This window comes from Aeromonas aquatilis, assembly GCF_054052405.1.
In genome coordinates, this window is sequence record NZ_JBSTYP010000001.1 from 1 (window position 1) to 25,489 (window position 25,489).

Annotated in this window: 18 protein-coding genes, 4 tRNA genes and 1 pseudogene; 17 read left to right on the plus strand and 6 right to left on the minus strand. The window is 59.9% G+C overall.

Annotated features, from left to right (window positions below; translation table 11 throughout):
• Window positions 1-76: 76 nt before the first annotated feature.
• Window positions 77-536: pseudogene (locus ACW5W8_RS00005) on the minus strand (transposase domain-containing protein); the annotation flags it as partial.
• 124 nt (window positions 537-660) lie between these two features.
• Window positions 661-861, minus strand: coding sequence for a YbfA family protein (locus ACW5W8_RS00010; protein ID WP_005334863.1), 201 nt, complete (start codon window positions 859-861; stop codon window positions 661-663).
• A gap of 212 nt (window positions 862-1,073) precedes the next feature.
• Here ACW5W8_RS00010 and ACW5W8_RS00015 point away from each other — a divergent pair, with 212 nt between their 5' ends.
• On the plus strand, window positions 1,074-1,367 hold the full coding sequence (locus tag ACW5W8_RS00015) for a hypothetical protein (RefSeq protein WP_005347702.1): 294 nt from the start codon (window positions 1,074-1,076) through the stop codon (window positions 1,365-1,367).
• Between the two features lie 48 nt (window positions 1,368-1,415).
• Here ACW5W8_RS00015 and ACW5W8_RS00020 read toward each other — a convergent pair.
• Window positions 1,416-1,489: transfer RNA gene (locus tag ACW5W8_RS00020), tRNA-Cys, on the minus strand.
• Window positions 1,490-1,546: 57 nt separating this feature from the next.
• Window positions 1,547-1,622 (minus strand) — tRNA-Gly (locus ACW5W8_RS00025).
• 249 nt (window positions 1,623-1,871) lie between these two features.
• On the opposite strand from ACW5W8_RS00025, the gene ACW5W8_RS00030 reads away from it, so the two are divergent.
• From ACW5W8_RS00030 to ACW5W8_RS00080, 11 genes are all read left to right on the plus strand, one after another.
• Window positions 1,872-5,309, plus strand: coding sequence for an ATP-binding protein (locus ACW5W8_RS00030; protein WP_498625833.1), 3,438 nt, complete (start codon window positions 1,872-1,874; stop codon window positions 5,307-5,309).
• Window positions 5,310-5,725: 416 nt separating this feature from the next.
• Window positions 5,726-7,411 carry an ABC transporter substrate-binding protein gene (locus ACW5W8_RS00035; RefSeq protein ID WP_498625834.1) on the plus strand — a complete coding sequence of 562 codons (1,686 nt, stop codon included), beginning with the start codon at window positions 5,726-5,728 and terminating at the stop codon, window positions 7,409-7,411.
• 118 nt (window positions 7,412-7,529) lie between these two features.
• Window positions 7,530-8,513 carry an ABC transporter permease gene (locus ACW5W8_RS00040; RefSeq protein WP_005334871.1) on the plus strand — a complete coding sequence of 328 codons (984 nt, stop codon included), beginning with the start codon at window positions 7,530-7,532 and terminating at the stop codon, window positions 8,511-8,513.
• A 46-nt stretch (window positions 8,514-8,559) separates the two neighbouring features.
• Entirely contained in the window at window positions 8,560-9,480 is a 921-nt protein-coding gene (locus ACW5W8_RS00045) for an ABC transporter permease (RefSeq protein ID WP_498625966.1), read from the plus strand.
• Complete coding sequence (locus ACW5W8_RS00050) at window positions 9,477-10,496, plus strand: ABC transporter ATP-binding protein (protein WP_498625836.1); 1,020 nt, start codon at window positions 9,477-9,479, stop codon at window positions 10,494-10,496. Before ACW5W8_RS00045 ends, ACW5W8_RS00050 begins: the two co-directional genes overlap by 4 nt.
• Window positions 10,497-10,507: 11 nt before the next feature.
• On the plus strand, window positions 10,508-11,500 hold the full coding sequence (locus tag ACW5W8_RS00055) for an ABC transporter ATP-binding protein (protein WP_498625838.1): 993 nt from the start codon (window positions 10,508-10,510) through the stop codon (window positions 11,498-11,500).
• A gap of 114 nt (window positions 11,501-11,614) precedes the next feature.
• On the plus strand, window positions 11,615-13,330 hold the full coding sequence (locus ACW5W8_RS00060) for a glycoside hydrolase family 9 protein (RefSeq protein ID WP_498625839.1): 1,716 nt from the start codon (window positions 11,615-11,617) through the stop codon (window positions 13,328-13,330).
• Window positions 13,323-14,195: a glucosamine kinase nucleotide-binding domain-containing protein gene (locus ACW5W8_RS00065; protein ID WP_498625841.1), complete on the plus strand. Its 873-nt coding sequence runs from the start codon at window positions 13,323-13,325 to the stop codon at window positions 14,193-14,195. Before ACW5W8_RS00060 ends, ACW5W8_RS00065 begins: the two co-directional genes overlap by 8 nt.
• The gene (locus ACW5W8_RS00070) at window positions 14,180-16,045 is read left to right on the plus strand and encodes a beta-N-acetylhexosaminidase (protein WP_498625843.1); all 1,866 of its coding nucleotides are present in this window, start codon (window positions 14,180-14,182) and stop codon (window positions 16,043-16,045) included. The genes ACW5W8_RS00065 and ACW5W8_RS00070 overlap by 16 nt, the downstream gene beginning before the upstream one ends.
• 212 nt (window positions 16,046-16,257) lie before the next feature.
• Window positions 16,258-17,811 carry a methyl-accepting chemotaxis protein gene (locus tag ACW5W8_RS00075; RefSeq protein ID WP_498625845.1) on the plus strand — a complete coding sequence of 518 codons (1,554 nt, stop codon included), beginning with the start codon at window positions 16,258-16,260 and terminating at the stop codon, window positions 17,809-17,811.
• A 66-nt stretch (window positions 17,812-17,877) separates the two neighbouring features.
• The gene (locus ACW5W8_RS00080) at window positions 17,878-18,234 is read left to right on the plus strand and encodes an MGMT family protein (RefSeq protein WP_498625846.1); all 357 of its coding nucleotides are present in this window, start codon (window positions 17,878-17,880) and stop codon (window positions 18,232-18,234) included.
• 16 nt (window positions 18,235-18,250) lie between these two features.
• On the opposite strand, the gene ACW5W8_RS00085 is transcribed toward ACW5W8_RS00080, so the two are convergent.
• A complete protein-coding gene (locus tag ACW5W8_RS00085) occupies window positions 18,251-18,415 on the minus strand; it encodes a hypothetical protein (RefSeq protein ID WP_005334891.1) in 165 nt (54 codons plus the stop codon).
• Between the two features lie 108 nt (window positions 18,416-18,523).
• Window positions 18,524-21,145: a type I DNA topoisomerase gene (topA, locus tag ACW5W8_RS00090; RefSeq protein ID WP_498625847.1), complete on the minus strand. Its 2,622-nt coding sequence runs from the start codon at window positions 21,143-21,145 to the stop codon at window positions 18,524-18,526.
• A 355-nt stretch (window positions 21,146-21,500) separates the two neighbouring features.
• On the opposite strand from topA, the gene astB reads away from it, so the two are divergent.
• The 5 genes from astB (at window position 21,501) to trhP (ending at window position 25,489) form a co-directional block, all read left to right on the plus strand.
• Window positions 21,501-22,838, plus strand: a complete 1,338-nt coding sequence (gene astB, locus ACW5W8_RS00095; protein ID WP_498625848.1) for an N-succinylarginine dihydrolase — start codon at window positions 21,501-21,503, stop codon at window positions 22,836-22,838.
• Between the two features lie 241 nt (window positions 22,839-23,079).
• Window positions 23,080-23,164 (plus strand) — tRNA-Tyr (locus ACW5W8_RS00100).
• Between the two features lie 168 nt (window positions 23,165-23,332).
• Window positions 23,333-23,417, plus strand: a tRNA-Tyr gene (locus tag ACW5W8_RS00105).
• Between the two features lie 142 nt (window positions 23,418-23,559).
• Window positions 23,560-23,850, plus strand: a complete 291-nt coding sequence (locus tag ACW5W8_RS00110) for a hypothetical protein (protein ID WP_498625849.1) — start codon at window positions 23,560-23,562, stop codon at window positions 23,848-23,850.
• Between the two features lie 277 nt (window positions 23,851-24,127).
• Entirely contained in the window at window positions 24,128-25,489 is a 1,362-nt protein-coding gene (gene trhP / locus ACW5W8_RS00115) for a prephenate-dependent tRNA uridine(34) hydroxylase TrhP (protein ID WP_498625851.1), read from the plus strand.

Here is a 25,489-nt window from a genome sequence, read left to right on the forward strand (position 1 = left end):
GTTGAAAGGCTGGGGTATCCATGATGGTAGACCTCAAGGTGATGGCCTACTTCAAGCTTAGCCTTTCAACACGTAATTGGGACATAGCCTTGGCAAAGGCAGCGGCATTGTCCGGGGTATCGGGGGGGGCGCCACATCACGCCATCGACGGCGAGCAGTTGCAGCCCGGCCCAACCGGGATGATTGGCCTGCCGGTGCCAGAGAGAGGCGGTCTCATGAAACAGCCGCTCGATGCTCTTGTCCCCCAGTTTTTGGCGAGCTTGCAGGAAGGCGCTGGGGGCAACGAAGGGGCGGTCGCCGGGCAACAGGATATCGAGTTGATTGACGAGCTGGGTCATGGGGACGTGGCGGAAGATAGCCATACCGATGATGGCCCAGACCAGACGTTCCATGGGCATACGGCGACGACGCAGGATCACGACATCCTCTTCGGCGAGCAGCGTTGTGATGAGTTCGGGAGCAATGAGGTCAGAGAGTGACTCAAACTGAGCGGCATTGCTGGCGTGGAGGAAGTCGAGGGCCTGTTCGATACGCATAAAAAATCCGAAACCAATCAACAGGTTTCGGATTTTCACACAACAGAAGGATCGGTCAATGGATCCTTAACTGATCGGCATTACAGCTTTAGCTGTCTCTTTTTGCACATGGTGCGAATGGGGTTTAGTAGAAGATCCGCTCGCCACGCTCGCTCATTTTGAGCCACACCGGTTTGGTGCTGGTTTTGTTCCAGATCCGGTGCAGATAGCTGTAGAAGCGGGCACGATCGCTGCGAAACAGCATCACGGGAAAAGCCAGAATGCCCACCAGCAATACATAAATGCGACGAAGAATAATCTGAGTCAGGGAAAAGGGATGAAACATGATGTAACTCCTCACTGGTAAGACCACCGAGCAAAGATTACCCCACTCCATGTAGGATTACTACATCACTAACGCATTTTTTTATAAAAAAATGGTGAAAAACGGGAAATACTGAAAACGGGTTACGTCATTAACCAACAGTTAACAAACTTGCGAAAATCGTGCGCTTTGCCACAGTTATCAGGGGAAAAACATGCAGTAGGGAGACACGCATGAAACTGCCGGAAGTGGCACTGCTGGTGCTGATGGTTGCCCTGACACGGGCACAACTGGAGGAGTGGCAACTGAATCGGGAAGATGCCATCGTGCTGGCCGAACGGGGCGTGCCCACTGTCAGCCTGTGGCAATGCGGCACACTGAAGCAACGGATTGCGGATCTCAACCAGCACAGTGCCGAGGTGCAGTTTCAATATCGGGGGCAAAACATGGCGGATGTGAGCCACTATCTCGAGCGGGAGTGGAAACAGGCTGGCTGCGAGCAGTTACTGGTACAGCAAGGATACTGACCAAGGCTCAGACTCGAAGAGTTATGATTGAGATGAACAGAGAGAATATGGAGGCACGTTCCGGAGTCGAACCGGACTAAACGGATTTGCAATCCGCTGCATAACCGCTTTGCTAACGCGCCATGCTGACAAGACTGATTGTCTTGAGAGTGAGTTCCATCGTTGGTGCGATGGAAAATTGGAGCGGGAAACGAGACTCGAACTCGCGACCCCGACCTTGGCAAGGTCGTGCTCTACCAACTGAGCTATTCCCGCGTGACTGCTTTCGTGCCAGTTGCCTGACAACGAGGCGCATTATACGTACCACGAGCGCCAGCACAACCCCTTTTTCGCAATTTAAACCCTGATGCAGACTGCTTGCTCAGGGTTTAAACGCCTTGCTGCATTTTTCTCCAACCTGCTGTGACCCACCAAGCGAATTTGGGATAAAGTCGTTGAAATGATTACGCTTTCGTTCGAGACTTGAGCAGCTTAATAACCGGATTCTCAATTGAAAATCACAAGATGAAATGGATCTTCACGCTTCGTGGGCTCAGGCCGCAGTTAATGCTGGCTTTTTTCATGTTGGGCATGGTGCCCTTTTTGGTCATCACCCTCTTCTTCCTATACAGCCACGGCAAGGATCTCACCACCCAGACCTCCAACCATCTGGTCTCCGTTCGTAATATCAAGAAGAGTCAGCTCGAGGATTACTTCAACAACCTCAAAGAGCAGATCATCAACTTCTCCCAGCAGGATTTTGCCGGCAACAGTATCGGCCGTTTCTATGGTTTTACCGGCGCCTTCGAAAAGCTGGGCACCACGCCGCAGGAGGCCCGCAGCCGCGCCCAGGCCCGCTATCTGCCCGGCTCCTGGGATCAACTGCGCAAACCGGACAGTCAGGTGGAGATCGAACCCTCCATCACGGCGCTTATCCTCGCCGACGAGATGTATGGCCGGGTGCACCAGCGCTTTCATCGCGGCTATGCCGACATGGTGCGCAAGTCCAACTACAGCGACATCTTTCTGGTGGACCTCAACGGTGATGTGGTCTATTCGGTCACCAAACACCCTAACTTTGCCACCAATCTGCTCTCCGGCCCCTACCAGGGCAGTGGCTTGGGTCAGACCTTCGCCAAGATCAAACGCCGCCTCGATGGTGGCCAGAAGCCGCAGCAGATCTTCGAGTTCACCGATTTTGGCCGCAACGAGCTGACCGGACAGGTGGTCGCCTACATGGCGGCGCCCGTGATGCAGTACGACTATGTACGCGGGGTGGTGATTTTCGAGCTGCTGCCGGACAAGCTCAACCAGATCATGGCGGAGCGGGAGGGGCTGGGCGAGACCGGCGAAACCATCCTGATCGGCCCCGACAAGCGGATGCGCGCCGATGCCTGGCTGGCACCGGAGTTCAGCGTCGAGAACAGCTTCAGCCCTAACTTCCGGCCGCTGCAAACGCCCCTCATCACCAAGACGCTCTCCGGCGAGCAGGGGGTCGGGCTGTTCCACTCCTATCAGGATGACGAGGTGCTGGCCGCCTACACCCAGGTGAAGGTGTTCGATACCGAGTGGGCCTTTATCGCCGAGATCTCCACCCGGGAAGCCTATGCCCCGATCCGCCAGCTGGAAACTCTGGTGATTGTGCTGGGGGCGGGCTCGGTGCTGCTGCTGATCCTCTTCTCCCGCTGGCTCTCCCACTCCATCACGGCGCCGCTGCGCTCTCTCACCGAAGCGGCCGAGCAGGTGGCCGACGGTGCGCTGGATCACCCCATCGCCATCGAGCGCACCGGCGATGATATCGACCGGCTGGCCGAAGCGTTTCGCCATATGCAGCGCTCGGTGAAGGAGAAGATCGAACTGATCGAACAGCAGACCCAGGAGCTGCAACAGCAGGTCAAGCTGACCCACAAGCAGAACCTCAGCCTGCAGCAGGCGGACAAGCTCAAGGATGAACTGCTGGCCAACACTTCCCACGAGCTGCGCACCCCCATTCACGGTATCAAGGGGATGGCCGAGTCGATGCTCGCCAGTCAGCAGGATTTGACCGAAGGGCAGCAAAAGCAGCTCGGTCTCATCATCAAGAGCGCAGACGGCCTGGCCCGTCTGGTGGACGATCTGCTGGACTACCATCAGATGCGCTACGGCCAGCTGGAGATCCACTCCCAGCCCGTCTCATCAAAAGGGGTGATCCGGCTGGTGCTGGACCTCTGCCAGCATCTGGTGCAGGCCAAACCCCTCACCCTGGTGGATATCAGCCCGGCCGAACTGCCGCCGGTGCTGGCCGACGAGCAGCGGCTCGAACAGGTGCTCTACAACCTGGTGGGCAACGCCATCAAGTACACGCCGCAGGGCAAGGTGGTGCTCAGTGCCATCGTCGAGAACAACTTCCTGCGCATCAAGGTCACGGATACCGGCATCGGCATCGCCCCCGATCATCTGGAGCACATCTTCGAGCCGCTGGTACAGATGAGCCCGGAGGTAAGCAAGCAGGGGGCCGGCCTTGGCCTCTCCATCACCCGCCAGCTGGTGCACCTGATGGGGGGCGAGCTGTTTGTCGAGAGCGAGCCGAGCGTTGGCTCTACCTTCGCCTTTACCCTGCCCCTTGCCACCGGCAAAGCAGCCAATCTTACTCTCGACAGCCGCCAGATCGAGCATCAGCTGGTGCGCCAGCAACCGCTTATCCTGCCGGACTGGGAGAGCGACGATCTGCCCCCTCCCCCCGAGGATGCGCCGCTCATTCTGGTGGTGGATGACGAGCCCATCAACCTGCACATCCTGCGCCATCTGCTGCAGCCCTGCGGCTACCGCATTCTGCCCAGCAGCGATGGCCACGATGCGCTGGCCAAGCTGGCCGAGGAGCCGGTGGACCTCATCCTGCTCGATGTGATGATGCCGACCCTCTCCGGTTTTGACGTCTGCCGTCGCCTACGCCAGCAACACCCGAAAGAGATGCTGCCGGTGCTGCTGCTCACCGCCCTCAACCAGCCCAAGGATATCGAGGAGGGCTTCGGGGCCGGTGCCAACGACTATCTGGTCAAACCCTTCTGCAAGGAGGAGCTGTTTGCCCGGGTCAAGGCACTGCTGGAGGCCAAAGCAGGACGCGCCTCGCTGGTAGAAAACCGGCTATTGAAGCAGGAGATCGAACATCGCCTCACCCTGCAGGATCGGCTGCATCAGGATCAGCAGCGGCTGCTGGCCCTGCTCAGTGAAGGGGCCGACCCCATGCTCTTTATCGACGAGCAGGGCACAGTGCTGTTTGCCTCGCGGGTGATGGCGCGCCTGCTGGGACAGGAGCCGGAAGCCATGGAGGGGCAGCCCCTCAATGAGTGGCTCGCCACCCCGCTGCAACAGCAGTGGCCCGACCTTGCCAGCGAGCGGGAACATAATCTGGAGTTTCTGGTGGCCGGGCAGAAGGACGTGCTCAACGCCCGTGCCCTGCCCATCGCGCTCGGAGGACAGGCTGCTTTCGCCCTCACTCTGAGTACCGAGCTGCCTCAGGATGAGAACCGGGTAATGGCGCTGGAGAACGCCCTCAAGAACCTCTCGCGGCAAGCCATCATCGAAGATGAACAGCTGCTGGGCGAGCTGAGCCGCCTGGGTGGCGAGTTCCGTTCGCTGGCCGACGACCTCATTCGCCAGCAGGATGACGAGCCGCTGCGCCGTGCGCTGGTAGAGACCATGCAGCTCACGCTGGATGCCTGGCAGCAGGGGACCGGCAAGGGCAAAATTGTGTTGGCAGAGAAGAGCAAGCTGTGGCGGGTCTATATGGACAGATCCAGCCCACAGACCCGTACCCTCGACAAATATCTGAGTCTGGACACCCTGCCCAAGTCGCCACGCTGGAAGACGGTCGTGGCCACCACCGAGTATGTGCTGGGCCACTGCCCGCTCAATGACCACCAGCGCCAGCAGTTGCAGCACAGCGCACAGACCCTGCGTCAACTCGCCAACCGCAAACCGTGACACGGCGCCCTAAACGGGCGTCGGATCACAATTGGCAATCTGGTTTCTTTTTATGCAAAACAAAGCCCCGCATAACCCCGAAACCGAGAGCAGATCCAATTCACAATTTTGTCATATACGCCATTTCCACAGCCACTTTTTACGCGAAAGCAAATAACGCAAATCAATGATTCTAAACAGATAAAAAAGCATTTTGACGAGATTGACGTAACACCGTCAATTTTTACGAAAACAACGAAATCAATAGTTGTTGTTTTCCTGTTAATTCTGGTTTGCTTAGGGCGTTGGAAAGCAGAACGACAAGGGTGCAAACACCCAACCAACAACGAGGGCCGGTCTCATCAGCATGCGAAACCGGTGCTCACACAAACAAGGCGAACCCTCGGGAATGCCAAAAAAATAAGAAAGGAAAACATATGCTTGCCAAAGTATCCAAAATCTCTACCGCTGTAATGCTGGGCACCATGATGCTTGCCGGCGCCGCCGGCAACGCCATGGCCGCAGAAAACAAAACCGTGCTGACCATGGTCGCACAGCAGGAAACCGCCTGGGTCAAGAACTTCAACCCCTTCCTGCAAGCAGGCCTGCTGCACACTACCCGTCATTTCATCTATGAGCCGCTGGTGATCTTCAACGATATGCAAGGGGGCAAACCCGTCTATCGTCTGGCCACCAACTATGCGTTCAGCGATGACCTGAAATCCGTCACCTTCGATCTGCGTGACGGCGTGAAGTGGTCTGACGGCGAAGCCTTTGATGCCGATGACATCATCTTCTCCTTCAATCTGGTCAAGGCCAACAAGGCGCTGGATGAGCGCTCAATCTGGACCCAGATCAAGAGCGTTGAGAAGCTGGCCCCCAACAAGGTCAAATTCGACCTGACCGAGGTCAACACCAACGTGGTGAACGATCTGGTGCTGGTACCCATCGTGCCGGAGCATCAGTGGAAATCGGTGAAAGATCCGGTTGCCTTCACCAACGACAAGCCGGTTGGTACTGGCCCCTTCACCGAAGTGGACAACTTCTCCGCCCAGCTCTATACCCAGTGCCGCAACCCACACTACTGGGATAACGCCAACCTCGCCATCGACTGTATCCGCATGCCGCAGATGGCCACCAACGACCAGGTGCTGGCTGCTGTCATGAAGGGTGACATCGACTGGTTCGGCTCCTTCGTGCCGGATATCGAGCGCCTCTACGTCGGCAACGATCCGAAGAACAATAAATACTGGTTCCCGGCCTCCGGTACCGTGGCGTTCAACGTCAACTTCCAGACCAAGAACCCGGGCAACCACGAGGCCTTCAACGACATCAACTTCCGCCGCGCCTTCTCCATGGCGATGGACCGCCAGTCCATGGTGGATATCGCCGGCTACGGCTACCCGACTGTCAACGAATATCCGTCAGGTCTGGGCAAGGCGTTCGACTCCTGGAACAACCCGGAAGTGGACAAGAAGTACGGCAAATTCAACAAGTTTGATATCGAAGGGGCCAAGGCCCTGCTGAAACAGGCTGGCTACAAGGATTGTGACGGCGACAAGTTCCTCGACACTCCGAGCTGCAAAAAGATCGAGTTCAAGGTACTGGTGCCGAACGGCTGGACCGACTGGGTCAACACAGTTCAGATTGGTGTAGAAGGGCTGCAGGCGCTGGGCCTGAACGCCAAGACCGCCACCCCGGAAGCGACCGTCTGGACCGAGAACCTGATCACCGGTGACTTCGACGTCGCCCTGCAGGGTTACTTTGCCGGTGCCAACCCGCACAAGTACTTCGAGACCGCGTTCCACTCCCGCAACATGGGTGACCGTGGCAACCGCTTCGCCGCGCCCCGTTACAAGGATCCCGAGCTCGACAAGCTGATCGATGACTTCACCCAGACCGCCGATGCGGCCAAGCAGAAGGAGATCATGTTCGCCATCCAGGATCGTGTTGGTGCCAACCAGACCATCATTCCGGTCTTCAACAACCCGACCTGGTACGAGTACAGCACCAAGCGCTTCAACGGCTGGTTCAGTGCTGATAACCCGGTAGCCAAACCTCAGCTCCACCCGGACACCCCTGAGCGTCTGCTGCACGTGTTGTCCCTCAAGCCAAACAGCTAAACAATCCCGGCCCCCTGCGGGGGGCCATCTTCCCCGTTAATCCCCTTCTTGCCCGGCACCGCCGGGGTTGGGGTTGCTATACCCGACGCGGGGCAGACTTGCAGTAAAAGGTACTATCATGGGATTCATACTGAGACGCTTTTCCTTCTATCTGGTTGCCTTTCTGGTCGCCGCCACCATCAACTTCCTGTTACCCCGTGCCATGCCAGGGGATCCTGTCTCCGTGATGTTTGCCCGCGCTGGCGCCATGATGGAACCCGCCGCCCTGGAAGCCCTCAAAGCCACCTTCGGCTTTGTCGACGGCCCCATCGGCACCCAGTTTCTCACCTATGTGAAGAGTGTCTTCACCTGGGATCTCGGCACCTCGGTGCGCTTCTACCCACAGCAGGTCTCTGACGTGCTGGGCCGTGCCATCGGCTGGACCCTGTTTCTGGTCGGCACCTCCACCATCCTGAGCTTCTCCCTCGGTTCCATCGTCGGCATCTTCGCCGCCTGGTATCGCGGCGGCCGGATGGACAGCATTCTCTCCCCGCTCACCCTGGTGATGCAGGCCATTCCGCCGGTGGTGGTTTCCCTGCTCGCCCTGTTCCTGTTCGGGGTCAGCCTCGAGTGGCTGCCCATCGGCTACGCCTACAGCCCGGAGATCAAGGCTGACTGGGGCTGGGAGCACATCAAGAGCATCATGACCCACGCCATCATGCCGGTGCTGACCCTGGCCGTGGTGCAGGTGGGGGGCTTTCTTATCACCATGCGCAACAACATGATCAACCTGCTGGGCGAGGATTACATCACCATGGCCAAGGCCAAGGGACTCTCCAGCAACCGGGTGATCTTCAACTACGGCGCCCGCAACGCCATTCTGCCCAGCGTCACCGCCCTCTCCATGGCGCTCGGCTTCGTCATCGGTGGCTCTCTTATCACTGAGGTGATCTTCAACTATCCCGGCCTGGGCCTGACCCTCTATCAGGGCATTCTGGCCCGCGACTACCCGCTCATTCAGGGGCAACTGCTCATCATGACCATCACCATGCTCAGCTTCAATTTCCTGGCCGACGTGCTCTACGTCTTCCTGGATCCCCGTCTGCGTACAGGAGGCAAATAAGATGCGTATGCCGACCATGCTCAAAATTCTGTTACCGGACAACAAGATGCGTATGCCCACAATCCTCAAAATCCTGCTGGGCAACAAGAAGGCTGCCTGTGGCCTCGCCATCGTGGTTGCCTTTGTCCTGATGGCCATCTTTGCCCCCATTCTGGCCAGCAACGAGCCGACCAAACGGGTGGCTCGCCCGCACCAGCCGCCCAGTGCCGAGTTCGTGATGGGGTCCACCCGCATGGGCCACGACATCTGGGCCCAGTTCACCAACGGCGCCCGTATCTCGCTGCTGGTGGGCTTCAGCGCAGGCCTGCTGGTCTGCACCCTGGCCGTTGCCATCGGTATCACCGCCGGTTATTTCGGCGGTCTGGTGGACGAGTGCCTCACCTTCCTGATGAACGTGGTGCTGGTGATCCCCAATCTCCCCTTGCTACTGGTGCTGGCGAGCTTTATCGGGGAGGCGTCACCGGCGGTGATTGCCGTGATAATAGGGTTGACCTCGTGGGCCTATGGTGCGCGGGTTATCCGGGCCCAGACCCTGGCCCTGCGCGAGAAGGAGTTCGTCATCGCCGCCGAAGTGCTGGGTGAGCCGGCCTGGCGCATCATTCTGGTGGAGATCCTGCCCAACCTCATCTCCATCATCGGGGTGAGCTTTATCGGCTCTATCATCTACGCCATCGTCACCGAAGCGACCCTGGAGTTCTTGGGGCTTGGCGACCCGACCGTGGTGAGCTGGGGCATCATGCTCTACAACGCCCAGACCTCCAGTGCCATTCTGATCGGCGCCTGGTGGGAGATCCTGGCCCCCTGCTTTGCCATCGCCACCCTGGGTGCCGGTCTGGCCCTGCTCAACTTCGCCATCGACGAGATCGCCAACCCGCAGCTGCGCTCCCACAAAGGGCTCAACCGCTGGAAGAAACTTGCCACACCGGTCGCCACACCGCTCTCTGCCGCACAGGAGAAGACAGCATGAACAAGCATCCCCTGCTGTCAGTACGCAATCTTTGCGTCGACTACATCACCGAAAATGGCGACGTGCGCGCCGTCAACTCGGTCAGCTTCGATATCAGACAGGGTGAGGTGTTCGGCCTCGCTGGCGAGTCGGGCTGCGGCAAATCCACCGTCGCCTTCTCGGTGGCCCGACTGCACAAGCCGCCCGCCTACATCAGCGGTGGCGAGATCCTGTTCAAAGGGGAGAACATCCTCCACTACAACGAGGAGCGGCTGCGCTCCTACCGCTGGCAACAGGTGTCGGTGGTGTTCCAGTCCGCCATGAACGCCCTGAACCCGGTACTGCGGATGGAGGAGCAATTCTGTGACGTACTGCTGGCCCACAACCCCGGCATGACCCGCTACGAGGCGATCAAGCGCGCTCAGGAGCTGCTCACCATCGTCGACATCCACCCGAGCCGGCTCAAGGACTACCCGCACCAGTTCTCCGGTGGCATGCGCCAGCGGCTGGTGATTGCCATCGCCATGGCGCTCAATCCCGAGCTGCTGATCATGGATGAGCCGACCACGGCGCTCGATGTGGTGGTACAGCGAGAGATCCTGCAGAAGGTCTATGCCCTGAAAGAGAAGTTCAACTTCTCCATTCTGTTCATCACCCACGACCTCTCCCTGATGGTGGAGTTCTGCGATCGCATCGGCATCATGTATGCCGGCGAACTGATTGAAGTCGCCCCCTCCAAGGCGATCCTGACCGCGCCGCTGCACCCCTATACCAGAGGGCTCGGCAACTCCTTCCCCCCCCTGCACGGACCGAAGAAGGTGCTGGAGGGGATCCCGGGCACCCCGCTCAACCTGCTGGAGGTGCCGGTCGGCTGCCGCTTTCAGGCCCGCTGCGGCAAGGTGCACGATCGCTGCCGTCAGGAGTACACCAAATTGGCCGAGATCCGCCCCGGGCAACAGACCGCCTGCCACCTCTATGAGGAGCAAGGGCTGCAACAAGATTCCGTGATCTATCTGGACAAGGCCGCTGGCTGTTAAGGATGTCTGTCATGCAAATCGCCAAAACCGATGCACCCATCATCGAAGTCCAGCACCTCTACAAGGACTTCCCCATCAACTCCAATGCCATCAAGAGTGGCAAGATGCGGGCACTCTCCGACATCACCTTCAACCTGCACCGGGGCCGCGCCCTGGCGGTGGTCGGGGAGTCGGGCTCCGGCAAGAGCACCATCGCCAAGATCATCGCCAAGATGTACAAGCTCAGTGCCGGGCGCATTCTCTATCGCGGCCACGACCTGGAAGAGTTCAACAAGGGCACCGCCCTGCTAGACTATCGCCAGAGCGTGCAGATGGTGTGGCAAGATCCGTTCGGTTCGCTCAACCCGACCCACACCATCTATCACCACATCGCCCGCCCCCTGCTGCTGCACAGCAAGGTGATCGACAAGAAAGAGCTGCCCGACATGGTCTACGCCCTGCTGGAGAAGGTGGGGCTCACCCCCGCCAAAGCGACGGCGGCCAAGTATCCGCACCAGCTCTCCGGCGGTCAGCGCCAGCGGGTCAACATCGCCCGCAATCTGGCGGTGGAGGCGGAAGTGGTGCTGGCGGACGAGCCGACTTCCATGCTCGACGTCTCCATTCGCATCGGCATCCTCAACCTGATGGAGCAGATGAAGAACGAGCTCGGTGTCTCCATGCTCTACATCACCCACGACATCGCCACCGCCCGCTATGTGGCGGAAGATCTGGCGGTCATGTATGTGGGTCACATGGTGGAGTGGGGCGAGGTGGACGAGATCCTGCACCACCCGCAGCACCCCTACACCCAGCTGCTCATCTCGGCGGTGCCCGACCCAGAGAAGAGCATCCACGCCGGACTGGAGGGGGGCCGCAAGGGGGAGATCCCGCTCTGGACGCCGGAGTCCTGCGGTTGCCCGTTTGCCGGGCGCTGCAATCAGGCGATGCCCCGCTGCAAGGAGAGTCTGCCTGCCATCACCAAGCTTGCCGACAACCACTTCGTGCGTTGCTACCTCTACGAGTGAAGGTGAACCCGATACCGGCCGGACAGCACAGTCCGGCCATGCCTCGATACGGGGCGGCCACAGCCCCGTGATGTGCCTCACCGCCCTGCGGTGAACCACAGGAGTAATACCTTGATGGAACTCTTGATCAATCAGGTGGGCTACGAGTGCGACGGACACAAGGTCGCCCTGTTGCAAACCTCCCCCGCCCCTGATCTCGGCGGCTATGTCAGGCTGCAACGCCTCGATGATGGCCAGATCCTGTTTGAAACCCCGCTACAAGCGGCTGGCAGCGTCCCAGGCTGGCAAGGGCGTGCTTACTGGCGCGCCGACTTCTCTGCATTCAAGGAGCCCGGCCACTATCGGCTGGAGGCGATCACTGCCCAAGGCATTGTCCGCTCCACCCGTTTTGCCATCGGCCAGGATCTGCTGGCCAGCCGCTGCCTTTCCGATGTCATTCACTACTTCAAGGGGCAGCGCGCCAGCGGCACCTTTGATCGGGCCGACCGCAGCGCCCGCCTGTTTGGCTCCGACCAGCACAAAGATGTCCACGGCGGCTGGTTCGATGCCAGCGGCGACATGAGCAAGTACCTGAGCCACCTCTCCTACGCCAACTACCTCAACCCCCAGCAGACCCCTATGGTGGTGTGGGCTCTGCTCAAGTGCCGGGAACTGCTGGCCCCGCGCCGCGATATCGACGGGGTGAACCTCTGCAAGCGGCTCAATGACGAGGCGCTGCACGGCGCCGATTTCCTCTGCCGGATGCAGGATGAGTCGGGCTTCTTCTACATGACCCTGTTCGACAAGTGGAGCAAGGATCCCGCCCAGCGCGAGCTGTGCGCCTATGCGACCCAACAGGGGATCAAATCCGCCAACTGGCAGGCAGGTTTCCGCCAGGGGGGCGGCATGGCCATCGCCGCGCTGGCCCGCGCCGCCCGCGAGAGCGTCAGCGGCGACTTCGATGCCAGCCGCTACGCCGAGACCGCCAAACGCGGCTACCTGCACCTGTGCGAACACAACCTCTCCTATCTGGATGACGGGGTCGAAAACATCATCGACGACTACTGCGCCCTGCTGGCGGCGGTTGAGCTGACCCGCACCTTCGGCGCCGAGTGGCTGAATGAAGCTAGGGCCCGCGTCAGCAAGCTCTGTGCCCGCCAGCGCCCTCATCCTGAGCTGGGTCACTACTGGTCGGCCAACGAGGATGGCTCGCGCCCCTACTACCACGCCGCCGAGGCGGGCCTGCCGGTGCTGGCGCTACTGGAATATCTGGGCGTAGAGCCGGAGCAGGAGCACAAGGCCCAAGCACAAACCGTGGTGGAACAGGCACTGGCCGCCGAGCTGGCGCTCTGCGCCCGGGCGGGCAACCCCTTCTCCCTCGCCCGCCAATATGTCAAAGGGGTGGATGAAGCGCCGCGCGTCAGCTTTTTTATGCCTCACCACAACGAATCCGGTTACTGGTGGCAGGGGGAGAACGCTCGCCTGGCCTCGCTGGCCGCCATGGCCTTTGCCGCCGCAGTACAGTTGCCCCTACAGAGCAGGTTGCTGCGTACTTTCGGTCAGCGCCAGCTCGACTGGATCCTCGGGCAAAACCCCTTCAATGCCTGCATGCTGGCGGGCCACGGCATCAACAACCCCGCCTATACCGCCGGCTACCCCAACGCGCAGGGGGGGATCTGCAACGGCATCACCTCAGGGTTTGATGACGAAAACGACGTGGCTTTTATCCCGCAGGAGTACAAGGATCGGCTGGATCAGAACTGGCGCTGGGGTGAGCAGTGGATCCCCCACGCAGCCTGGTTTGCCCTTGCCATCAGCTGGCAAAATGCCGCAGGAGGCCGCCATGATTGAGTACTGGGTCGGGGTCGATGGCGGAGGCACCCACACTCGCGCCCGCATTCGGGATCGGGCGGGCAAGCTGCTCGGTGAAGGGCGGGCGGCAGGCTCCAATTTGGAGCTGGGCATCAACCATGCCCACGCCAATGTGCTGGCCGCCATTGCCAGCGCCCGCCTTGCTGCCGGGCTAGGCATCGAGTGTGAACAACAGATGGGGGTCGGGCTGGCGCTCGCCTCCGCCGAGCTGGCCGACTGCTATCACGCCATGCTCGCCATGCCCTTCCCCTTTGCCAGTGTCAAGCTCACCTCCGATGCCTTCGGCGCCTGTCTCGGCGCCTTTGGTGGCCGGGAGGGGGCCATTCTGATCGCCGGTACCGGCTCGGTGGGGCTGATCTATCACGCAGGTCAAATTCGCACCTGTTCCGGCCGCGGCTTCCCCATTTCAGACATAGGCAGCGGCGCTTGGCTGGGGCTGCGCGCCATCCAGCAATCCTTGCTCTGCCACGACGGCATTCTGCCTCCCAGTACCCTCGCCATCCGCTTGATGGATCGCTTCAAGCGGGATCAGGCGGAAGTAGTGCGATGGGCCGCCCGCGCCATTCCGGCGGACTATGGCCACTTTGCCCCCTGGGTGTTCGATGCCGCCAGCGATGGCGACGAGCTCGCCAACCAGCTGCTGGACGAAACCTGCGAACAGCTGCGGATCCTGCTGGAGGGGATGACCCAGCTCGGTGCCAAACAGATCGCCCTGCTGGGGGGGATTGGCACCCGCCTCACTCCCCGTCTCGGCCAGCTCAACCTGATCCCCCCCCAGGCGGATGCGCTCGATGGCGCCATCCTGTTTGCCCAATCAGAGGATTTTCCATGTCTACACCCCTGATCCACACCCAGGTCGCCCGACGTGACGGCGAGGATGTCTGGTTCACCTTCACTCTCTCCCGCATGCCGGAAACCCAGTGGAAGCTGCACTTCTGTCTGGCTCGCCATATCGACCCCGACTCACTGCAAGGAGGCAAGCTGGAGCGCCAGAGCGGCAGCTACAAGGTGATTGTCCCGAACGCTGGCAGCTGCGAGCTGCGCTTTTGCTGCCGCCAGACCCCCATCAAGAAGCTCTCCGACATGCCGCAGGGGTTCTTCCTCAGCCTGCCGGAGGCGACCACCGGCGCCCAGCTGCTGCCGGTGACGCTGGCGGCGCAGGATCTCGGGCTGGAGAACCCGCCGATCACCCGCCCCGACCTGCCCGAGGTCGAGCCCCTGCCCGGTATCGTGCCGCAACCGGCCCATCAGGTGCTGCTGGAGGGGAACTTCCGGCTGGCCGAGCGGGCCCATGTCAGCGCCCCCCGCGATGTACCGGGTCTGCTGGCCCACTTCAACGAGCTGACGTCGCTGGCACTGGAACAGGATCACGACGCCGAAATCCGGCTGACCGAGGCCAAACTGGCCCCCGAAGCTTACCGGCTCACCATCACCGAAGAGGAAATCGTGATTGCCGCTGCGGGCGAGAGCGGCTGGCGTCACGGGCTGGTCACGCTGGCCCAGTGGTATCTGCAACATGGCGAGAGCCTGCCCTGCGTCACGCTGGAGGATGCCCCGCGCTTTGGCTTTCGCGGCATTTTTCTCGACTGTGCTCGCCACTTCCACACCCCGGCAACCATCAAGCGCCTGCTCAAGCTGATGAGCCTCTACAAGTTCAACCGCTTCCACTGGCACCTGACCGATGACGAGGGGTGGCGGATCGAGATCAAGGCCTTCCCCGCGCTGACCGACGTGGGCGCCTGGCGGGGCCATGACCTGGCGATAGGCCCCCAGCTGAGCGGCGGCGCCGAACCCTATGGCGGCTACTACACCCAGAGCGAGGTGAAGGAGCTGGTGAGCTATGCCAGTGAACTCGGCATCACCGTCATTCCCGAGATCGACATTCCGGGCCACTGCCACGCCGCCATCAAGGCACTGCCCGAGCTGCTGGTCGAAACGGTGGATCACTCCCGCTACCTCTCGGTCCAGCATTTCGATGACAATGTGCTCAACCCCGCCCTGCCCGGCACCTACCGCTTTCTGGAGACTGTGCTGGACGAGGTGTGTGAACTCTTCCCCGGCCCGCAGATCCACATGGGCGGTGACGAGGTGCCGACCGGTGTCTGGACCGACAGCCCAGCCTGCCAGCAGCTGATGACCGAGCAGGGCTACTCCGACTGCCGCGAGCTGCAGGGCCATCTGCTGCGCCACTGCCAGCACTATCTGGCCGACAAGGGCAAGCGGATGCTCGGCTGGGAGGAGATCCTGCACGGCGACAAGGTGAGCCGCAACGCCGCCGTCTGTGCCTGGACCAGCTTCCAGGCGGGGTTGGACGCCGCCGCAGCCGGTTATCCGGTGGTAATGGCGCCCGCCCAGTCCCTCTATCTGGATCTGGCCTGGAGCCAAGACATTCATGAACCCGGCCTCTATTGGGCGGGAACCCTCAATCTGGAGCAGGTCTATGCGTGCGATCCTGCGCCAGCCGATTTCCATGCCAACGATAACATCCTCGGGGTGCTGAGCCCCTTGTGGTCAGAATTGATCACCAGCCGTGATCGTCTCGACTACATGTTGTTCCCGCGTATGCTGGCCACGGCCGAGGTGGCCTGGAGCGATCCCGCCCACAAGGGCTGGGAGCACTTCGCCGCCCGCCTGCCGGGTCAGCTGCAGATCCTCGATCAGTTGCAGGTGCGCTACCGGATACCACAGAGGTAATGTTGTCTCTACTTTGGCGGCCAATCGGCCGCCTTTTTTACGATTAACCAACAAAACATCAACTTCACCCTACCATTCATCCGTCATTATTGGCAAAATTCAGCCCCCAATGAAGCTGGTCTGCTTCCTGCTGGCGCGAGCCTGCAGCCACCTCCAGATCTGCCACAATAACAACGACAACATTATCAACAAGAACATCGGAGCGTATTCTTATGGCCCGCAGAGACGTCCATACCCTGGATAGCGAAGTGGAGTTTCCTGCCGACGTACAACTGGTCTCCACCACTGACCTGCGCGGGGTGATCACCTACGCCAACCCGGCCTTCTGCGACATCGCAGGCTACTCGGTCGATGAACTGGTGGGACACAACCACAATCTGGTACGCCACCCCGACATGCCCAAGGCCGCCTTCGCCGATCTCTGGGCCCGCCTCAAGGAGGGCAAACCCTGGCGCGGCATGGTGAAAAACCGCTGCAAGGATGGCCGTTACTACTGGGTAGATGCCTATGTGACCCCCATCTACGAAGGCAACAGGATCAGCGGCTACCAGTCGGTACGCTGCAAGCCCGAGCCCCAACTCAAGCGCATCGCCGCTCAGACCTACCAAGCCCTGCTCAAGGCCGAGCGCGGCAACAACAGCAACCTTCCCTCTCTTGCCAGAGTGCGCACCCCGGCCATTACCCTGCTGCTGCTCGGCCTGATGGGCTGGACCTTCGCCAGCCAAGGGGCCATGACCGTCCTGCTGATGCTGCTGCCCCTGTTACTTATTGGCGGGGCCTACTGGCGCGAGCTCTTTGCCCTGCCCCACTATCTGCAGCAACTGGGCCGCGAATATGACAGTCTGACCCGGCTGGTCTACTCCGGTGACAACCCCGGCGCCATTGCCGATTTTCATATCAAGATGCTGCAGGCCCGCATCCGAACCGTGTTGGGGCGGATCAACGATGCCACGGCACCTCTGCAAACCCTGGCCATCAATCTGAAGCAAGCCTCTCATCAGGCCTGTCTCGATATCAACGAGCAAGATGCCCAGACCCAGCAGATGGCTACGGCTATGACTCAGATGGCCAACACAGCTCACGAAATCGCCCGCAACATTCAGGACTCCAATGGTCAGGTCAACGAAGCTCGCAATCGTTGTGAACAAACCAACCAGCAGTTGAACCAGACCGAGCAACAGATCGAACAGCTCGCCAAACAGGCGGAGCTGGCATTCAACTCGGCGGTAGAGCTCGCCAGCGAATCCGAACGGATTGGCAGTGTCATGGGCGAGATCCAGGGCATCGCCGAGCAGACTAACCTGCTGGCCCTCAACGCGGCCATCGAAGCCGCTCGCGCCGGGGATCAGGGCCGTGGTTTTGCGGTGGTGGCCGACGAGGTGCGTACCCTGTCGACCCGCACCCACAAGGCGACCGAGCAGATCCAGGGCAGCATCAAGCAGATCCAACACACTCTGGGACGCTGGAAGGGGATGATGCAGGAGAACCTGCAACAGACCCGCGCATGTGCCGAGATGACCCGCCAGGGCGCCAGCAGCCTCCATACCGTGCTGGCAGAGATAGAGCTGGTCACCGAACACTCCACCCAGATCGCCACCGCTGCAGAGCAACAACAAGCGGTCGTGGAGGAGATCAGCCGCAGCATCCACCAGATCTCCGAGTACTCCCACGCCAACAGTCAGAAGATGCTGGATGTCGATCACTCCAGTCAGGCTCTGCTGGAACGGGCCAAGCAACTGAAGGGGCTTAGCCAAACCTTCGGCTGAATCATTGCCACCCCCATGACAGAAGCGCCACAATGGCGCTTCTGTTGTTTTTGACGAATCGGGTCTATGAGCATTGAATCAAGTCCATCCCCATTGAACAAAGCTACCCGTATCGAAGCGATCATCGCCCTGATCCCGGCAGGCAGGGTGGTCAGTTATGGTCAGGTGGCCGATCTGGCGGGGCTGCCCGGACGGGCAAGACTGGTAGGCAAGGTGCTGCGGGAAACCGACAAGGTACTGCCGTGGCATCGGGTGCTGGGCGCAGCGGGCACCATCTCGTTACCGAAAGGATCGCCAGGCTTTGCCGAACAGACGGGACGCCTGCAGCAGGAGGGGGTCGTGGTGATCGGGGGGAGGGTCAGAATGAAGGAGTGGCGATGGCAGCCCGATCTGGCCGAGCTGCTTTTTCTACTGCCATTTTGAGGGGATCACATCCGGATCACTCCAGCGGCGCCAGGATCTCGTCGCTGCGCACCTGCACCGGTATGGTCTCGTCCGCGCGCTGCAGCAGCACCAGCAGGCTCTGCCGGTCCACTTCCAGCACATAGGCCGCCCCTTCCCGGGTCATGCAGCTCATGCCCGGCCGGATCTCGTTAATCTCCATCTCAACCTCCTTGTCTACTTCGCGATTGACGACAGCTGCACTCCTTGCAGCTGTCTCAGTATACCGCTATCCATAAGCAAAGAGGCCCCTTGTCGGGGCCTCTTTTCATCAGGCCTTTTTAGCCTTTGGCAAACTCTCTTGCCAGGTACCATTGTCGTAGTGAGCGGTCCAACCGGTCGCCTTGCCGTTGACCTCGCTCATCACGTACTGCTCCTTGGTCTTGCGACTGAAGCGCACGATGGCGGGGTTGCCGTCCGGATCAGTGAGCGGGGCACCGGCCAGATACTTGTGCTTGGCGGAGATGCGATCCTTGAAGCGCTTGAGCTCTTCCACCAGCGGCGCGCGAGTCTCGCGGGATTTGGGGAAGTTGCTGGCTGCCAGGAACAGACCGGCAGCACCGTCACGCAGCACAAAGTGGGCATCGGACTGGGTGCACTTGAGCTCCGGTAGCGGCACCGGATCCTCCTTCGGCGGCGCGATATCACCGTTTTTCAGGATCTTGCGGGTGTTCTTGCAGGTCTCGTTGGTACAGCCCATGTACTTGCCGAAACGGCCGTTCTTGAGCTGCATCTCGCTGCCGCAGCGGTCGCACTCGATGCTCGGCCCTTCGTAGCCCTTGAGCTTGAACTGGCCCTTCTCGATTTCGTAGCCATCGCAGTCCGGGTTGCGACCACAGACGTGCAGCTTGCGGCTGTCATCGATGATGTAGGCATCCATCGCTGTGCCACAGACACCGCAACGGTGCTTGGCACGCAGCGCTTCGGTTTCCGCCTCTTCACCGTCAGTGGCGGAGACAAACTCGTCGGCAGAGACCAGGTTGATGGTCTTCTTGCAGCGCTCTTTGGGCGGCAAAGCATACCCGGAGCAGCCAAGGAACACGCCGGTTGTGGCGGTACGAATCCCCATCTTGCGGCCGCAATCCGGGCAGTCGATGTCAGTCATCACCATCTGGTTGGCACGCATGCCGCCCTCTTCGGGCGCCTTGTCGGCCTTCTCCAGCTCCTGGGTAAACTCGGCGTAGAAGGCGTCCAGCACCTTCTTCCATTCCAGGCTCCCTTCGGCGATACCATCGAGCTTGTCTTCCATCTTGGCGGTGAACTCGTAGTTCATCAGCTCTACGAAGTTCTCCACCAGACGATCGGTGACAATCTCGCCCATCTTCTCGGCGAAGAAACGGCGGCTTTCGACCCGCACATAACCGCGATCAACGATGGTGGAGATGATGGAGGCGTAGGTAGAGGGACGGCCGATGCCGCGTTTTTCCAGCTCGCGCACCAGCGCCGCTTCGGTAAAGCGGGCAGGCGGCTTGGTGAAGTGCTGGCGCGGATCCAGCTTGACCAGTTTCAGTACCTCGCCCACGGTCACCGCAGGCAGCTGGCTATCTTCGCCCTTGCGACCCATCGGCGGCAGCGCCTTGGTCCAACCGGCGAAGCGCAGGGTACGGCCACGAGCCTTGAGCTCGAACTCACCCGCCTTGACGGTCAGGGTGGAGGAATCGTACTGAGCCGGGGTCATCTGGCAGGCAACAAACTGACGCCAGATGAGCTCGTACAGACGCATGGCATCCGGCTCCATCCCTTCCAGCATCTCGGCCGTGACCAGCACGCTGGAGGGACGGATCGCCTCATGCGCTTCCTGGGCATTGGCCTTGGCGCCATACAGATTCGGCTCGGCTGGCAGATAGGCCGCGCCATACTGCTCGCCGATATATTCACGCACCGCCTCAACCGCCTCTTTGCTGAGGTTGGTGGAGTCGGTACGCATATAGGTAATGTAACCCGCTTCATAGAGACGCTGGGCCATCATCATGGTCTTCTTGACCCCAAAGCTCAGACGGGTAGAGGCCGCCTGCTGCAGGGTGGAGGTGATGAACGGCGCGGACGGCTTGGAGCCGGTCGGTTTGTCTTCCCGGTTCACTACCTTGTAGTCAACCCCTTCCAGGGCAGCCACGGCGGCGAAGGTCTCGGCCTGGGTCACCGGCTTGAAGTCGGCACCGTTGCGGCTGACCACTTCCATCCGCAGATCGGCCTTGTCACCGGTCAGCAGGTCGGCATTGAGATCCCAGAACTCGACCGGTACGAACGCCTTGATTTCGCGCTCTTTATCGACGATGAGGCGCACCGCAACGGACTGCACTCGACCGGCGGAGAGACCGCGGGCCAGTTTTTTCCACAGCAGCGGGGAGACCATGTAACCCACCACGCGGTCGAGGAAACGACGGGCCTGCTGGGCATTGACGCGGTCAATATTGAGTTCGGACGGCTGGGCAAACGCCTCCTTGATGGCGCTCTTGGTGATCTCGTTAAACACCACGCGCTTGTAGCGGCTGTCGTCGCCACCGATGATCTCGCGCAGGTGCCAGGCGATCGCCTCTCCTTCTCTATCCAAGTCGGTTGCGAGATAGATGGTGTCGGCTTTCTCGGCCAGACTTTGCAACTCGCTGACCACCTTCTCCTTGCCGGGCAAAATCTGGTAGTTGGCCTGCCAGCCAGCGGTCGGATTGATACCCATCCGGGCAAACAGGGCCTTGCGATCCTTGGCAGCCTTCTCGGATTCGCTCAACTTGATGCCGCGAATGACAGGTTTCTTGGGCTCGGTGCTGGCGCTGCCGCTGGTGGGCAGATCGCGAACATGACCCACGCTGGATTTCACCACGTAGTCCTTGCCCAGATATTTGTTGATCGTCTTGGCCTTGGCCGGAGACTCCACTATGACCAGTGATTTGCCCATGCTGTAACTATTATCCTCATTGCACCCGACGGGGTTGGTGTGCGGTTTTGTGGGGCTGTATAAGAGATTTGGCGCGAAAAAGCAATCTTGTGAGCAAATTTGCCTGACCAGCCCTAACCACACGGCTTCTTTTATTGCTTCTTTATTTATTAATGCGAAGGCAACAGGCCGGACGCAACCGCTTTTTCAATTTTCTGCCATACCGCCCCTCTTTTTATATCTGAAACGACATAAAAACGTCTGCTGGTTACCGGCTTGTTACAAAAACATAAAATCTCTTTATAATGGCCCAACCCCGACGCATTGTGCGCGGAAGGAACCGCTACCCATCATAAAAATCGAAAGGATGTACTCAATGAAGCACTTCGAGGTCAATTTCGACGGTCTGGTCGGCCCGACTCATAACTATGCTGGCCTCTCCTACGGCAATGTTGCCTCCCAGAGCAATGCCCAGGAGGCTTCCAATCCGAAAGAGGCCGCCAAGCAGGGGCTGCGCAAGATGAAGGCGCTGACCGAGCTTGGCATGACTCAGGGGGTACTGGCGCCACAAGAGCGTCCCGACCTCGCCACCCTGCGCCGCCTCGGCTTCATCGGCAACGATGCCCGGGTGCTGGAACAGGCCGCCAAACAGGCTCCCGCCGTACTGGCTGCCTGCTATTCGGCTTCCAGCATGTGGACAGCCAACGCCGCCACCGTCTCCCCCAGTGCCGATACCCAGGATGGCCGCATTCACTTCACCCCCGCCAACCTGACCAACAAGTTTCACCGCTCCCTGGAGCCCGACGTCACTGGTCGTATCCTGCGCGCCGTGTTCAACAACGATCGCCACTTCAGCCACCACCTCCATCTGCCGGAGAATGACCACTTCGGCGACGAGGGTGCAGCTAACCACACCCGCCTCTGCCGGGCCTATGGCGAGGCGGGGGTCGAGCTGTTCGTCTATGGCCGCAGCGCCTTTGACTACTCCCGCCCGGCGCCGAAGCGCTACCCGGCACGCCAGACCCTGGAGGCAAGCCAGGCCATCGCCCGCCTGCATGGCCTTGGCGAGGAGAGCGTGGTGTTTATTCAGCAAAACCCGGAGGTGATCGATCAGGGGGTATTCCATAACGACGTGATCGCGGTGGGCAACCAGAACGTGCTCTTCTTCCACCAACAAGCCTTCCTCAACACCGAACAGGCGCTGGCCGAGGTGCAGACCAAGTTTGGCGAAGGGGATTTGCACTTTATCGAAGTGCCGACTACCGAGGTATCCGTGCTGGATGCGGTGAAATCCTACCTGTTCAACACCCAGATCCTCACCCTGCCGAGCGGCGAGATGGCCATTATCGCCCCCACCGAGTGCCGCGATAATCCGGCGGTGTCGGCCTATCTTGGCAAGCTGCTGACGCAGGAGACCCCGATCAAGGCGGTCCACTACATGGATGTGAAACAGAGCATGCGCAATGGCGGCGGCCCGGCCTGCCTGCGACTACGGGTTGCCATGAACGATCAGGAACTCGCGGCGGTCAATCCGGCTTGCCTTATCAACGACAGCCAGTTTGCCCGCCTCGATGGCTGGGTAGATCGCCACTATCGCGACCGGCTGACCCTCGATGACCTGCGGGATCCGGCACTGGTGCAGGAGTCCCGCAGCGCACTGGACGAGCTGACCCAGATCCTGAAACTGGGTTCGGTCTACCCGTTCCAGCGCTAAATGTGATGCCCGGCAAGACCGCCAATGCTGGCGGTCTTCTGCTATCTGCCTTCTCTTCAGCACGATCGCCAGCTTGCACGGATGCTGTTCTGTGCAGAAAAGCAGCGCACAACTTGCTGATAAGCTTGAATTTTGAGCTGGATGTATCAAAAAATCGACGAACAGTCATTTTTTACTGCCAGATGCCTCATCAAGGGGTTCACAAAGCCTCTGGATCTGATAGTATGCGCCTCGCACTTGGGGAGGGGTTCCCGAGCGGCCAAAGGGATCAGACTGTAAATCTGACGGCTCTGCCTTCGAAGGTTCGAATCCTTCTCCCTCCACCATTCAAGTGCAAAAGTAGTGACAATCAGGAAATACCCCGTGGAGGGGTTCCCGAGCGGCCAAAGGCATCAGACTTTAAATCTGACGGCTCTGCCTTCGAAGGTTCGAATCCTTCTCCCTCCACCATTTCCCTGATTGCAATGGCTGAATACAATTTGCTTTGCCCCTGTGGAGGGGTTCCCGAGCGGCCAAAGGGATCAGACTGTAAATCTGACGGCTCTGCCTTCGAAGGTTCGAATCCTTCTCCCTCCACCATCATTCAAGAAAACCCGGCCTCGCGCCGGGTTTTCGCTTTCTACCATTCTCATCACATTTTTCCGACCTTGTCAGATCTGACAGTTGCAATTGCATCCCATCTTGCTCATCGTGGCATCATCGACATCAGAGTGTTCACATCATGTTTGAAGTCTGGGACGAGAATGGTCACGCCACCGGTCTGACACTGCAAGCGCTCAAAGTCAGGATAAGCAACGACTATCAGGGTGATCTGATGGTGCGCTACAGCAACAAGCTGGGACTCCCCACGACCCTCTTTCTGACCATTCATCAGGGCGTTGCCTATCAACGCTTCAAAGCGGGCTCGCCAAAACTGGATTGGGAATGGCTGGCCACCGCAGGCAATGGCCACAGCCCCCACCATTTTATGAGTGCACAGTTCACCCGGTTTCAACTCGCGCCGGATAATTGAATACAGGCAAATCCCGCTCGAACATCACCACACATTGCTGAAAACTCATCTCCCATTCCGGTTAGATTCCTGCCAAATTGCATGATGACGTGGGGGCGAGTACAATCTCGCACCCCGAATATCCAGCGCATCTTCTTTAGATAGCCCCGGATATGCCGTCATCGGGTCACGGTCGATTGAGCCGCCTTTCAGCGAGCTGGATGTTGACCGACCTCAACCCATACGGCGCCATCAGGTGGCGTCGTCCTGATTTGCAATCAGATATAAAGAGTCCGCCATGTTTAAACCAGAATTGCTCTCCCCCGCAGGTTCCCTCAAGAACATGCGTTATGCCTACGCCTATGGCGCCGATGCCGTCTATGCCGGTCAGCCCCGCTACAGCCTGCGGGTGCGCAACAACGAATTCGATCATGAAAACCTGCAACTGGGCATCAACGAAGCCCATGCGCTGGGCAAGCAGTTCTATGTGGTGGCCAACATCCAGCCCCACAACTCCAAGCTCAAGACCTTTATCCGCGATATGCGCCCTGTGGTGGAGATGAAGCCCGATGCGCTGATCATGTCCGACCCCGGTCTTATCATGATGATGCGTGAAGCCTTCCCGGATATGCCCATTCACCTCTCGGTGCAGGCCAACGCGGTCAACTGGGCCACGGTGAAGTTCTGGCATCAGATGGGCCTGACCCGCGCCATCCTCTCCCGCGAGCTGTCGCTGGACGAGATCGAAGAGATCCGCATGCAGGTGCCGGAGATGGAGTTGGAAGTGTTCGTCCACGGCGCGCTGTGCATGGCCTACTCCGGTCGCTGCCTGCTCTCCGGTTACATCAACAAGCGTGACCCCAACCAGGGCACCTGCACCAACTCCTGCCGCTGGGAGTACAAGGTGCACGAGGGTAAAGAAGATGACGTGGGCCAGATCGTCCACCGTCAGGAGCCCATCGCCGTGCGTCCCGACAACACCCTGGGCCTGGGCAAGCCGACCGATGCGCTGGTGCTGCTGGAAGAGTCCAACCGCCCGGGCGAGTACATGAGCGCGTTTGAAGACGAGCACGGCACCTATATCATGAACTCCAAGGACTTGCGCGCGGTCGAGCACGTCGAACGACTGACCAAAATGGGCGTTCACTCGCTGAAAATCGAAGGCCGCACCAAATCCTTCTACTACTGCGCCCGTACCGCTCAGGTCTATCGTAAAGCCATCGATGATGCAGTGGCGGGTCGTCCGTTCGATCGCAGCCTGATGGGCACCCTCGAGAATCTGGCCCACCGCGGCTACACCGAGGGCTTCCTGCGCCGTCACAACCACAGCGAATACCAGAACTACGACTACGGCTACTCCGTCTCCGACACCCAGCAGTTCGTCGGCGAGATCACCGGTCGCAAAGGTGACATGGTGGAAGTCGAGGTGAAGAACAAGTTCCTGGTGGGTAACAGCCTGGAGCTGATGACGCCGCAGGGCAACCTCAGCTTCAATCTGGAACAGATGCAGAACCGCAAGGGCGAGCTCATCGACACCGCGCCGGGCAACGGCCACGTGGTCTATGTGCCGGTACCGAAGGAAGTGGACATCAACTACGGCATCCTGCTGCGCAATCTGGGCGAGCGTCAGGATACCCGTCAGCCCCACTCGGCGGCCTGA